This is a genomic window from Pseudoalteromonas sp. CO348 (genome assembly GCF_004208845.1).
Taxonomy (GTDB): Bacteria; Pseudomonadota; Gammaproteobacteria; order Enterobacterales; family Alteromonadaceae; genus Pseudoalteromonas; species Pseudoalteromonas maricaloris.
This window is the reverse complement of the sequence record NZ_SGPI01000039.1, coordinates 71,103-83,962: the sequence shown is the minus strand read 5'-3', so window position 1 is coordinate 83,962 and position 12,860 is coordinate 71,103. Positions and strand designations below refer to the sequence as shown.

Here is a 12,860-nt window from a genome sequence, read left to right as displayed (position 1 = left end):
GAACATACCATGCGTTACTTAATTGCTTTAGTAATTGCAGGCATAGTTACCTTTTTCCTTTTCTTGGGTATGCAAGCGCTTATCCAAGGAGGGGAAGGAGCAATGACAGATCCTGTAAAAGGACAAGTACTAGATTTCGTCCGTCTTAAAAAAGAAGAGACGGTGGAGAAAAAAGAGCGTAAGCCACAAAAGCCACCAACACCTAAAGAGCCGCCTCCACCAATGGATGCACCACAAACACAGAATAACAATCTTGACGCAACAGGCGGCAACTTTGATTTCAGTGCCAATGTGGACGCTGACGTAGATTTGGCGGGTGGTTTAGCACTTGAGTCCAGTGATGGTGAATATCTGCCAATCGTTAAAGTTGCACCGGTATATCCAAGACGTGCGTTATCACGCGGAATTGAGGGGTATGTGATTGTTGAGTTCATTGTAACTAAACAAGGCACTGTGAGAAACCCTGTTGTAGTAAGCGCCGAACCGGAATCAATCTTCGACCAAGCAGCGCTTGATGCGGCATTGAAATTTAAATACAAACCTCGCGTAGTAAACGGTGAACCGGTTGAAGTTGCGGGTGTTCAAAATAAGATTTCATTTCAAATTAATGGCTAACCGTCATTAAGGATTGCGATTATGAAAATGTTTAAAAAAATTACGTTAATAAGTGCGTTATTTAGCACAGGTTTAATAGCGCCGAGTCTCATTTCGGTCATACCAAATGTTAATTTGGCAACGGCTTATGCTGACTCAGAAACTAAAACCAAGCGTGTGCCCGCGCTACGCGAAAAAGTGTATAGTCAACTGGCCCGCGCGCAAAAACTTGCAGACGATGGGCAAGTTGCAGAAGGCCTCGCCGCATTAGATTCGGTGAAAGAACGCGTTTCGAGTATGAATAGCTACGAAGTGGCAATGATGTATAACTTCTATGGCTTTATTTATTACAACGAAAACAAGCTCGACAAGGCAATCGAATCTTTCAAAGCAGTTATTGCGGAAGAATCTATTCCTGAGTCCCTGCGTCTTTCTACGACATTTAGCTTGGCTCAATTGGCCATGGCAAACAATGATTTTGAAAGTACATTATCATTCCTTGATCAGTGGAAAGAAGTTAATACGCAGGCCCCAAAAAGCAACTTTTATATTTTAAAGGCGCAAGCACAATATCAACTAAAAAAATATAATGATGCGATAAACAACATAAATACTGCGATTGATTTAGTTGAAGCCGACGGTGAACTACCTAAAGAAAACTGGTTAGTTCTTCAACGTGCGATATATTACTCATTAAATCAGCCGAAAAAAGTAGCGGATGTTTTAGAGAAAATGGTTACTCTTTATGACAAACCACAATACTGGGTCCAGCTTGGTGGTATGTACGGTGAGATAGGTGCCGAGAAAAAACAGCTTGCAACATTTGAAACTGCGAAGCAAAGGGGCTTTATAAAATCAAAATCTGATTATATGCAACTTGCTCAAGTCTATTTAATGAACGCCTTGCCTTTTAAAGCAGCGGAAGCACTCGATAACGGAATAAAAGCAGGTGTCGTTGAAGACAGCGCCAAAAACCTAACTTTTATCGCAGAAGCTTTCGTTCAAGCAAGAGAAGATAAAAAGTCACTACCTTTCTTCCTAGCAGCAACTGAAAAAGTTGAACATGGTAATTTAGATCAAAGACTTGCAGAGATCTACTTAAATCTTGAAAAGTATGATGAAGCCGCAGATCACGCCCGACTTGCTCTCAATAAAGGCGATTTAACGTTTGAGTCTAACGCCTATGTTGCACTTGGAATGGCACAGTTTAACCTGCAAAACTTTGATGCTTCTATATTGGCATTCGAACAAGCTGAAAAGCACAAAAAATCAGCAAACCTCGCTAAACAATGGATTAAATATGTGAAGCGAGAAAAAGTTCATGCTGAAACATTAAAACAAGCTTTATTATAATATTTTATAATCGCAACACCAAAGCCGCCTTCGGGCGGTTTTTTTATTTTTAAAAGTTCCAATTTTTATTATGAAGATTTAATTACAATTATTTTGTGTAATCTTCGTGTAATAAAACCCCATTAATTTAGTCACATCATTTAAACACAGTAAAAAAATAATTTTTTAAAAGTCTACTATTGGAGTTAGCAATGGAACTAAAAAACCTCTTCAGAGTCTCTGCAATCGTCGCCGCTATGGCACTTACTGGTTGTGGTGGTGACATCGAAGTTACACCTACTGTAAACGATAACAGCACTAACAATTCAAACAATACGACAAACAATGGCGGTGAAACTCCAGATCCAGTTGTAGAAAACCCTTGTACAACTCGCGCTGTAGGAAGCACTGAAGTTCAAGGTACGTTCCAAGCACCACACTGTGTATACGGTACTAACTTTGCTTCTAAATCGCTAGAAGTACAAGCTGATGTGACATTCAAAAAGCTTGAGAATGGTGGCGCTCACGTATTTAAAGGTGCACTTTTAATCGGTAAAGATTGTAACACTTCAACAGGTTGTACAATCGAGGCGAACGGCCCAACACTAACTGTAGAGCCAGGTGCAGTAATGGCATTCACTTCTGGTGAGTCAGTGGTTCGTATCGCGCGTGGTGCGAAAATCAACGCAGTTGGTACTGCAGCTGAGCCAATTCGTTTCACTTCAGCAGCGGAATTTGACGCATTTAACCTAGCAGGTATCGGTCCACAGTTTGCTGACTGGGGTGGTATCATGGTTAACGGTTTTGGTATCACAAACGAATGTACTGATGCAGAGCGTGATGGCGACCTTTGTAATGCAGATTCTGAAGGTGTAACAAGCTACTATGGCGGTAAAAACAACGCAGATAGCAGCGGTCAAATCAAATATGCACACATTTGGTATGCAGGTTCTGGTCCTCGTGATGGCGGCCCTGGGGACGACTTAAACTCACTAACACTGAATGCTGTGGGTTCTGGTTCAAGCTTCGAATTCCTTCACATTCACCAAGGTTTTGACGATGGTATCGAATTCTTCGGTGGTGCTGCAAACATCAAAAATATCGTAGTAACAGATACTCAAGATGATGGTATCGACGTTGATGCGGGCTGGCAGGGTAAAGGTCAGTTCATTATTGTTAAACACGGTACGATTCAAACAAAGCGTGACGTTACTTATGCTGATGATAACGGCGACGCGGTACTAATCCCTGCAGGCACAGAAGGCTTCATGGGTAACAACGGTTTTGAAACCGATGGTGAAAAAGCAGCAGGCCCTGATTATAGCCAAGCGCCAGCATCTACGCTTAATTTCGCAAACGTAACTGTGATAACGACTGATGGTAACTCTATCCGTGATGATGACGAATCACAAGGCATGAAGTTTGACGATGCAATCCGTGGTATGTATTACAACGCGTTAGTAGTTAAATCATCAGCTTCGAATGGCACTGAATGTCTAGAATTCAAAGACCCAGATGCAGCGGCAAACGCTGAAGCCGATACGCTTAACTATGTAAGCTCTGTACTTGCTTGTGCAGCAAACTTTAAAAATGGTTCTGACCCATTACCTGCAGGTGAAGGTAAAGAAGACTGGTTTGTTAACGCAGGTTCTAACCAAATTCTAAACGGTGCAGCTGACGTACTTGCAGCAGACGGCTTCTCAACAAATTCAAGCTCTACCGCTATCACTGTTGAAGCAAACGACCTAAGCAGCCTAAATGATAACTTCTTCACGACTGTTGATTACATTGGTGCGGTATCTGATAAAGATACATCTTCTGAATGGTATCAGTGGGTTAAGAAAGCAATTGAGGCTTCAAACGCTGACTAATTATCCGTAATGACCTTAGTTATTACAATTAAGGCGCAGTCATTGCGCCTTTTTTATGATTTTTGGCAGGATTGCATATGGATACTCAAATGAAATTTAAAAAAGTTGCTTTAGCCATCAGTACGGCACTCACAGTCGCAACTTCTCTACCAAGCGTTGCAGAAGAAGAACAGGCAATCGAAGAAGTTGTTGCGGTAGGTACTCGTTTGCAAGGTAGTGCTGCGGCGGTAATTGAAGAACGTAAAAACCAAGCCTTCGTTGCGGATATCTTAGGTGCAGAGCAGTTATCTAGAACAGGTGATAGTGATGCAGCATCCGCGCTACGTCGTGTTACCGGCCTTACGTTAGTTGACGGCAAGTTTATCTATGTTCGTGGCCTAGGTGAGCGTTACTCAAGTGCTCGCCTGAATGGTGCCGCAGTACCGAGCCCGGACTTAACCCGAAACGTTATTCCACTCGATATTTTTCCAGCAAGCATTATTGAAAGTCTAGCGGTGCAAAAAGCTTATTCTCCGTCAATGCCTGCTGCATTCGGTGGTGGTAACATCGATATCCGTACTAAGTCTGTACCATCGGAGTTCACCGCAGGTATTGAGGTAGGTATTGGCCAAAACTTTAATTCTGATAAAGGCTTTACCTACAGCGGAACCGCGGAAGGTATACCTCAAGTACTACAAGATGCAGTTGTAAGATATCGTGGTAACTTTGACATCGGTGAAGTTGTAGACAAAAACGGGTTCAAAGATAAAGACGGACTAACACGTGCGGATCAAGCAATTGACGTGATCAAAGGTTTTGTGTCATCACTTCCTCGCGATATTCAAGTCAAAGAAGAGTCCCTAGATCCAAACTTTGATGTAAAAGCCAACATTGGCAATAGTTTCCAAGAAGATTGGTTAGGCGGCACGGTAGGCTTTATGCTTGCGGGTTCCTATGACAACGATTGGAATTATAGCGACCGCACGACGGGCGTTATTGACGACACATTAGCTGAGAACTGTACTTCAAAACTAGAAACCGCAGAAGACACAGCCAATTCCTGTTATGTGACACTTAAAGAATCTAAAGTAACGACTGAGACTGAACGCCTAAATGGTGTATTCAATATCGGTTACCGCTTAGATCAGCATAGCATTACTTATTCTAAGATTTATCTCGAAGATAACGAGACCGAATCAGAATTTTCCGTGTTACAAAGTCCTAACGGTAGTACAGTTAGAACTATCGCGGGAACAGGCGCGGCACAGCGTTCACATCAGTTTGATTACGAAGAGCGCACTTTGGATATCGACCAAGTGATTGGTCAACACACGTTCCTCGATTACTGGGGGATAGGCTTTGACTGGCAGTATACAGAGTCAAAAGCGCAAACCGATATTCCAACAGAAATCGACTTTAAGTTTATTGATAACTATAACGAAGACGGTTCTTATAAAAACTCTATCGTTACCGGTGATGATAACCGTATAACGTACGCTTTTACAGACATGGAAGACAACGTTAAGTCTTACAGCGGTAATGTCACCTTACCGTTAACCTTCGAGGGCATAGAAATTACCCTTAAAGGTGGTTACGACTTTATGGATAGAGCGCGTGTCTACAATACCAGTAACTTCGTTGTAAATAACAAAAGTGGCATATCCATCCCAGTAAACTTTGATGAATCTGAGATCTATGGATTATCGGGTTATCTTGACGATGAGTTTTTGAACAACAACACTTTCTTGTTGACCTTCAACGAACCTCAGGCACCAGCAGCAGACGATTATATCGCAGCTCAAAAGATTGATGCGGGCTATGGTGAATTTGATATCTTCTTCGACAATACCTGGCGTATTAGTGGTGGTATTCGTTACGAAGACTTTAAACAAGTGTCACTTGCAACATCGAGTCTAATCTTCGACCGCGTAACGATGGAAACGATTTACGACGAGGAGCGTATTTTAGCCGGTACTGTTAACGAAGATAACTTCTTTAACGCACTATCGCTAACGTATCTGTCAGACGGTAACTATCAAGTACGTTTTGGTTATGGTGAAACCACTGTACGTCCAGACTTACGTGAGTTAGTACCGGTTGCCTACTATGATCCATTAACCGATATTCGCACCTTCGGTGTAGCTGGCCTTAAGAGTAGCGACCTGAAAAACTATGACGCGCGCTTTGAATACTATATGGATAATGGCGATAACTTCTCAGTTGCGGCATTCTATAAAGATATTACGGCGCCAATAGAAACTATCTTGCGCGTTGGTGATGAAGACTATACAGCAACCTTCGTGAACGGTGAGGAAGGTGAAGTATACGGTATCGAAGCCGAATGGTTATACGACTTATCGGGCCTTGCGAGTGGCTTCTTTACGTCAGGTAACATCACCCTGAGTGATTCTGAAGTATCGATAGATCCTGCTCGTGCTGGTAACTTAACCAACCCAACGAAGCGTATGACGGGTCACTCAGAGTATGTAGTTAATATGCAATTGAACTATGACTCGGCTGATGGTCAACACAGTGGTTCATTAGTGTATAACGTCTTTGGTGAGCGTATTTTGGCTTCAGGGATCGGCGGTAGAGATGATGCTTATGAGCAACCATTCCACTCACTTGACCTAGTATATACTTGGTATCCTGACTTTAACTCTAAAGTTAAATTTAAAGTCAAGAACTTGCTAAATGAAGATCAAGAAGTAACTCAATCTGACGTAGTGGTTCGACAAAAAGATGTCGGTACCTCTGTTAGCCTGAGCTACAGCTACGAGTTCTAAAGAACAACTAAGCTTTAACCAAAGCCAAGGTCAGCCTTGGCTTTTTTGATCTTTATCAATCTTCGAGATATTTTTTCCCACTAATTCATTATTTCATGGACTAAGTTCTGTAACTTTGTGTATAGTTGGTCTATATATAAAAATATATCCAAATACTTCAGTAGGTTACTAGGTTGTTAATATACTTGTCATATTTAACCAGTAACATTATTTAAGAGCTTTAAAAACAAAACCATAGCTCGTTTCGTACCGAGTTCTTGTTGACGCAAATGCGTTTAATTAGGACAACCTTTACATGTTGTATCCAAACCCCGCCATGCGGGGTTTTTTATTTATTAAATTCCTAATTTCTGGCTAGTCCACCGCGTCTTCTTTTGCTATGGTAGCCATCTAGACATACGACTCACGCAATGATCCGTATAATCAAGAATTAAGGCACATAACATGAAAAAAGTAGGACTCGTCGGCTGGCGTGGAATGGTTGGCTCCGTGCTAATGGAGCGTATGCAGCAAGAAAATGACTTTGATGTCATTGATCCACACTTCTTTACTACCTCACAAGCAGGTCAACTCGGCCCCGTTGTTAAAGGCGGTGGTGAGCCAAAGCCGCTTCAAGACGCAAGCGATATTCAATCGCTTAGCGAAATGGATATTATCATCTCCTGCCAAGGCGGAGATTATACCAAATCTGTATATCCTTCATTGCGTGAACAGGGCTGGGAAGGCTATTGGATAGATGCAGCCTCAGCACTGAGAATGGAAAAAGACAGTATTATTGTGCTTGACCCTGTCAACAAAGATGTCATTCAACAAGGTCTTGAACAAGGTGTAAAAACCTTTGTCGGTGGTAATTGCACGGTTTCTCTTATGCTACTTGCGCTTGGTGGTTTATTCGAGCAAGACTTAATAGAGTGGGTGAGCCCAATGACCTATCAAGCGGCATCCGGAGCAGGCGCAAGAAATATGCGTGAACTCATCACTCAAATGGGTGAGATCCACAGCTCGGTTAAAGCACAACTTAACGACCCAAGTTCAGCCATCCTAGAGATCGATAAGCTAGTGGCAGAAAAAATCAAAGATGAATCTTTACCACAAGATCAATTTGGTGTGCCGTTGGCCGGCAGCTTAATTCCGTGGATTGATGTTCCAATGCCGTCTGGTCAAAGTAAAGAAGAGTGGAAAGCACAAGTAGAAGCAAACAAAATCCTTGGCTCGTCAAAGCAGCCTATTCCTATCGACGGATTGTGTGTACGAATTGGCGCGATGCGCTGTCATTCACAAGCACTCACCATCAAGTTACGAGAAAATCGAAGCGTCGAAGAAATAGAGGAAATTCTAGCGGCACATAATGAATGGGTGCGCGTTATTCCAAATGAGCGTGATATTACGGCAAAAGAGCTAACTCCTGTAAATGTTACTGGCACACTGAGTATTCCTGTAGGCAGGATAAGAAAGCTCACAATGGGTGAAAAATATATCAGTGCATTTACTGTTGGTGATCAACTTTTATGGGGGGCGGCAGAGCCACTTCGTAGAATGTTAAGGATCATTACAGGTTAATTTCTAAAGGCGCCGTTGGCGCCTTTTGTTTTTTTAATCGATGACTTTTGTAAGACCGATTAAGGCATTTTCACTCTCACCATCGTGGCATCGAGTATCACCGCTATCTCTATTTTCAATAACTAAGCGATATACAGTGCGGTATTTTTCACCTTCACGGATAGCATCTAAAACCGGAGCCAAAAGGTAGTGCTGTTCTGGATAGATAACAACAGGCTCAAGGTCGAAACCAGACTCACGCTCAAACCTTACTTCATAACGATTGTCACCTTTTGAGTAAAGGTCGTACACGATCCCTTTACACGTAAATACGACTGCATATGACTTTAATGAGATAAGCGCAAGGCTCACTAACATTAGTTTGATAAATCCTTTCATACATTCCTCTATTTAATTTTGACGCCAATACCATTATTAGCAACAAGAAGGTAGCAACACTGCATTACCATTTGTTTTCAGAAAAATTACTTCAAGTAACATTTATCATATCCTTACTGCCTCAAAACGCTAAATCTATCACGATGTTTGTTACAAAATATCTCACCTTAATTTTGTTGGACTATAGTTACCTTGATTAAACAATAATCTACGCTCGCGCTACGGAGAGACGAATGGGTATTTTGAAAAAATTTTCGATTATGCAGCTCACGATGATTAGTTCTTTCTCACTGCTTGCATTATTACTATTTTTAGTTGGCAAAAACGTTTTGAATAACTGGAGACAGTACAATGCGGCCGATCAAGATATCAACTATGTCGTTTTGCTCGATGCCATTGAGAAAGTAGCGCATCATCATGCGGTAGAGCGCGGCTTAACGGCAGGGTTCCTTGGTAATCCAAGTAGTGATAATAAACGAAAGGTCGACGAGCAACGTGAAATTGCCGACCAAACAATATCAACGCTTAAGAGTATTCACTCTTCACTGTTTCTTAAAGATAAAAATGTGCAAAAATGGTTACCTTATATTTTTGAAGTGGAAGCCAATAAGAACCGCGTAAGAGGTGAGGTCGACAGGAAGAATAGCAGTAATGCCTTTGCTTACTACAGCAAACTTAATCAAGTTTCATTAAACACAGCAGCAAAAATTCAAGCCTACGTATCAGATAGAACCCTATCTTCTGAACTTTCTATTGCTTTCCTTATTGCCCAAAGTAAAGAGCGCCTTGGACAGATCCGTGGCAAAGTGAATGGCGTGCTTGCGAAAAAAGCAATGTCAGACACCCTCAAAGACGATATCAAGTACTATCGCCAACAGCTAGAGATGTCATTACATCAATTAGAAACCGCACTCGAAGGTACAGGCCAAAGCAACGTACAAACTATTTTATCTTCAAGCGAGGCAAAAGCATTCAATCAAATTCTTGATACTCTTGAAAGCCAAGGGCAAGTTGACTTTAGTCGCTTACCTTCAAGTGCCGAGTGGTTTTCTGCTGCGACAAGTCTAATTGGTAAGTTCAAGACCAAACTCGATTCCGTATGGGAAATGACAATTAAAGATAGCCAAAAGCACAAATCAGATATCGCATTTGAAAGTATCTTAATGTTTGTGCTTTTTGTCATCGTTCTCAGCTTTATCGCGCTCGTCAACTTTCACCTCATTCGCTCATTACGCTCAGAGCTTTCACAATTAACGAGCATATTAAAACGCGTAGCTGAAGAGGGCGACTTAACTTTAGATATGCGCTTAAACACTCGCGATGAGCTTGGGCAAATCTCCGAGTCAATTTACAATACAATTTATGCGTTTAAAGATTTAATGGTTGGCTTAGCCAAGTCGGTACAGGTAGGTACAAGGCTTGGCGAAAAAATGCATTTAGCAGCCTCTAACGTCAATGAGGATGCACAAAAAACCCAAGGCATGGCATCTTCCATTGCGGTTGCTATAGAAGAAATGGCCGCAACCAGCCAAGAAATTGCAAAACTCGCGCAAGATACACTGGATGCCAGCGACCAACTTAACATCGAATCACAGCAGTTACTTGCAGACAACCAAAAGAACTTAGACACCATGAAAACCCTCTCGACGAGTATGAACACCGTCGACGAGATGGCCGCGAGTATGGAAAAGCAGGTTTCTGAGATAAATACTATCTTGGACTCAATTCGCAGTGTTGCTGAGCAAACTAACTTGCTTGCACTCAATGCCGCAATAGAAGCAGCCCGCGCAGGCGAGCACGGTCGTGGCTTTGCAGTTGTAGCCGATGAAGTGCGTGGACTTGCAAACAACAGTAAACAATCTTCAGAGCAAATTTCCACACTGTTACTTAGCTTGTCAGAAATAAGCCAAAGCGTTGTTAAATCAATCAGAGAAAACACACTGCTCACACAAAATACCATGAACGAAGTAGAAGAAACGCGAAAAGTATCGCTCAGAGTAAACGAACACAGTTCGCATGTTGAAAAGCTAACGACCTCAGTTGCCACCGCAGCCTGCGAACAATCAGAAGTCGCCGCCGATATATCACAAAACACCGCCGCAGTGCTTGAAGCCGCAAACCATGAATTAGATACATCGAAAGCGTTAAATGAATTGTTTAAAGATATGAAACTGAATAGCGATACGCTACAACGCACAATGGATATATTTAAAATTGATAAGAGCTAGCACCCTATGAATATTCGAGAGTTCAGCGAGAACGATTATCCAAGAGTTTTGGAGATCTATTCTGACACACCAAGCATGTAGCAGCTGAGTCCAACAAGCGATGATGCAACACAAATTACGCGTCGTATAAATACTAGAATGTTAACTATTAGGTAGAGATATGTCAGAGTATAAGCTTACGAGAGAAATCATAGACCTATCAGCGTCTGCGGTTTGGGATGTCGCGAAGCTCGAGTGGTCGCTGGCTCAAATATATGAAGCAGATGAGCCTGAGCGCTGTCTGTGTGGACACTTCCCAATCATTGAAATATGTATATTACAAAATAAGCATAATCATCACAGAGCTACCGTTGGAAACTGCTGTGTTAAAAAGTTCATAGGTCTTCCTTCAGATAAAATCTTCCAAGCAGTTAAGCGTGTGCGAAAAAATAATGAAAAATCACTCAATGCAGAAGCTGTAGACCACGCGTATAGAAACGGCTGGATTAATGATTGGGAGTACAAATTTTCCATTGATACTATGCGAAAGAGAAAACTATCAGTGAAACAGCTCCAAACACGCACAAAGGTTAATGAAAAAATGCTATTCAATATGCGTCGCGCTAATCAAAATGGTTAATAAGGCAATAAAAAGTCGCTCTCAATAGCCTTCATATTACAGAAAGCTAACAAAGCCCAGTCAGAGGGACAGCCAAAGTCTGAGCTTAACGAGCCAAGCTCAGACATTACCAATCGCTATTATTCCACCAAATCCAGAATATAGGCGGCACCTGAGCCTTCTCCTTTGTCATCGCGGTGGGGAGTTGCGATGATGGCGGTGTTATTTGAAACCGCAATATTCCAACCAAACCTATCTTCTGGCGCTGCATCATTGGCAAATACCTTAGACGCATATTGCCATTGGCCTTGTTGTTTTTTGTATAGATAAAGTGCCCCCGCGTTATTACCTTTTTCATCATGGTGCATGGCGGTGATAAACGCCATGTCCTTACTTAACGCAACACCGCGTGCAAATCTATCATCCGCTTTGGCATCTGGAGCCACTAATTTTTGAGTTTGTGTCCATTTATAATTTGTTCTCTCAAACAGATATGCAGAGCCGGCGTCTTTACCTATCCCATCGATATCATCTCTTCTGGCTGAAATAAGGGCTGTATCTCCAAAAATAGCCACGCGAACACCAAAAATATCAGTGTTCCCACCATCATTTGCCATCAGTTTTGCTTGCGAATTCCACTTTTTACCATCGAATTGATACACATAAACAGCACCGGCTTTTTCTGCTTTTTCATCATTTAAATCTGCGCCGACTAAAATGGTATCGCCATCTATTGCTACGCTAATTCCGAATAAGTCCCCATCAGCGCCATCCCTTGCCGTCAACTTTGACTGAAAATGCCAGCTATTGTTTTCTCTCACGTATACATACGCTGAGCCTGAGTCTTTGTGTGGCGCATCGCTGTGTGGTGCACCGATCACTAAAAATTGCTCGGTGAGGGCAATGCTTTGTCCAAAGGCATCACCCGCTTTTGCATCGTTGGCGGTTAAAATTTGTTTTTGTACCCAGCTATTTTCTGTACGCTCAAAGGCAAACACCGCACCGGCATTTTCTCCTTTATCGTCCCGATTTATAGCACCAAGCATGGCAATATTATTCTTAAGGGCAACATTGCCGCCAAGCGTGTCGCCCGCATTGGCAGACTGCGCGATGAGCTTTGCTTGTTGCTGCCAGCCAGACGCACCTAGCGTGTATAGGTAAGCCGCACCAGTATCCTGACTCGTATTTGCATCCACTTTATGGGCACCAACTAATGCAGTTGTGCCGTCTATCGCTACGCTATAACCAAACTGATCTTCTGCTTTACCATCATCGGCTACCAATTTTTGTTGCACAGCCATACTTTGACAGGCTATCACTAACGCCAAACTAGGGAAGTATTTTAAAATAGAGGGGGCTTTCATCATTATTCTTTTTGTTTTCGATATAGGGAATAAACATAGTATTCCACTGCTTACGACTTAACAAGAGGTTGTGTTCTTAAGTTTTTTTGTTGGCGAGAAGGATTGATAAGCGTCTGGAGCAGTGACATTTTGTGATGGTAATAATGAGTTTCAGCGTCTAACTCAAGAAC

General features: G+C 42.2%; 9 protein-coding genes. 7 read left to right on the top strand and 2 right to left on the bottom strand.

The window, feature by feature from the left end; genetic code table 11:
* Nucleotides 1–9: 9 nt before the first annotated feature.
* The 5 genes from EXT48_RS20255 (at nucleotide 10) to asd (ending at nucleotide 8,122) form a co-directional block, all read left to right on the top strand.
* Nucleotides 10–615 (top strand): energy transducer TonB, encoded by a 606-nt coding sequence (locus EXT48_RS20255; protein ID WP_010378710.1) that lies wholly within the window; start codon nucleotides 10–12, stop codon nucleotides 613–615.
* A 21-nt stretch (nucleotides 616–636) separates the two neighbouring features.
* A complete protein-coding gene (locus tag EXT48_RS20250; protein WP_069019192.1) occupies nucleotides 637–1,947 on the top strand; it encodes a lipopolysaccharide assembly protein LapB in 1,311 nt (436 codons plus the stop codon).
* A 191-nt stretch (nucleotides 1,948–2,138) separates the two neighbouring features.
* The gene (locus EXT48_RS20245) at nucleotides 2,139–3,797 is read left to right on the top strand and encodes a hypothetical protein (RefSeq protein WP_130165555.1); all 1,659 of its coding nucleotides are present in this window, start codon (nucleotides 2,139–2,141) and stop codon (nucleotides 3,795–3,797) included.
* Nucleotides 3,798–3,874: 77 nt separating this feature from the next.
* Nucleotides 3,875–6,562 (top strand): TonB-dependent receptor, encoded by a 2,688-nt coding sequence (locus EXT48_RS20240; RefSeq protein ID WP_130165554.1) that lies wholly within the window; start codon nucleotides 3,875–3,877, stop codon nucleotides 6,560–6,562.
* Nucleotides 6,563–7,006: 444 nt separating this feature from the next.
* Nucleotides 7,007–8,122, top strand: coding sequence for an aspartate-semialdehyde dehydrogenase (gene asd / locus EXT48_RS20235; RefSeq protein WP_130165553.1), 1,116 nt, complete (start codon nucleotides 7,007–7,009; stop codon nucleotides 8,120–8,122).
* 33 nt (nucleotides 8,123–8,155) lie between these two features.
* Here asd and EXT48_RS20230 read toward each other — a convergent pair whose 3' ends face one another.
* A complete protein-coding gene (locus EXT48_RS20230) occupies nucleotides 8,156–8,500 on the bottom strand; it encodes a hypothetical protein (protein WP_010378719.1) in 345 nt (114 codons plus the stop codon).
* 272 nt (nucleotides 8,501–8,772) lie between these two features.
* Here EXT48_RS20230 and EXT48_RS20225 point away from each other — a divergent pair, with 272 nt between their 5' ends.
* Both EXT48_RS20225 and EXT48_RS20220 read left to right on the top strand, forming a co-directional pair.
* Nucleotides 8,773–10,728 carry a methyl-accepting chemotaxis protein gene (locus tag EXT48_RS20225; protein WP_240703414.1) on the top strand — a complete coding sequence of 652 codons (1,956 nt, stop codon included), beginning with the start codon at nucleotides 8,773–8,775 and terminating at the stop codon, nucleotides 10,726–10,728.
* 160 nt (nucleotides 10,729–10,888) lie between these two features.
* Nucleotides 10,889–11,347, top strand: a complete 459-nt coding sequence (locus EXT48_RS20220; protein ID WP_130165551.1) for a hypothetical protein — start codon at nucleotides 10,889–10,891, stop codon at nucleotides 11,345–11,347.
* A 119-nt stretch (nucleotides 11,348–11,466) separates the two neighbouring features.
* Here the strand turns inward: EXT48_RS20220 and EXT48_RS20215 are convergent, their stop codons facing one another.
* Complete coding sequence (locus tag EXT48_RS20215) at nucleotides 11,467–12,693, bottom strand: FG-GAP repeat protein (RefSeq protein WP_239359142.1); 1,227 nt, start codon at nucleotides 12,691–12,693, stop codon at nucleotides 11,467–11,469.
* Between the last annotated feature and the right edge of the window lie 167 nt (nucleotides 12,694–12,860).

Excerpts from the sequence above, each read along its gene's own strand:
- asd (WP_130165553.1), top strand. The coding sequence starts at position 7,007 with ATGAAAAAAGTAGGACTCGTCGGCTGGCGTGGAATGGTTGGCTCCGTG.
- EXT48_RS20250 (WP_069019192.1), top strand. The coding sequence starts at position 637 with ATGAAAATGTTTAAAAAAATTACGTTAATAAGTGCGTTATTTAGCACA.
- EXT48_RS20230 (WP_010378719.1), bottom strand. The coding sequence starts at position 8,500 with ATGAAAGGATTTATCAAACTAATGTTAGTGAGCCTTGCGCTTATCTCA.
- EXT48_RS20215 (WP_239359142.1), bottom strand. The coding sequence starts at position 12,693 with ATGATGAAAGCCCCCTCTATTTTAAAATACTTCCCTAGTTTGGCGTTA.
- EXT48_RS20240 (WP_130165554.1), top strand. The coding sequence starts at position 3,875 with ATGGATACTCAAATGAAATTTAAAAAAGTTGCTTTAGCCATCAGTACG.
- EXT48_RS20225 (WP_240703414.1), top strand. The coding sequence starts at position 8,773 with ATGATTAGTTCTTTCTCACTGCTTGCATTATTACTATTTTTAGTTGGC.
- EXT48_RS20255 (WP_010378710.1), top strand. The coding sequence starts at position 10 with ATGCGTTACTTAATTGCTTTAGTAATTGCAGGCATAGTTACCTTTTTC.
- EXT48_RS20220 (WP_130165551.1), top strand. The coding sequence starts at position 10,889 with ATGTCAGAGTATAAGCTTACGAGAGAAATCATAGACCTATCAGCGTCT.
- EXT48_RS20245 (WP_130165555.1), top strand. The coding sequence starts at position 2,139 with ATGGAACTAAAAAACCTCTTCAGAGTCTCTGCAATCGTCGCCGCTATG.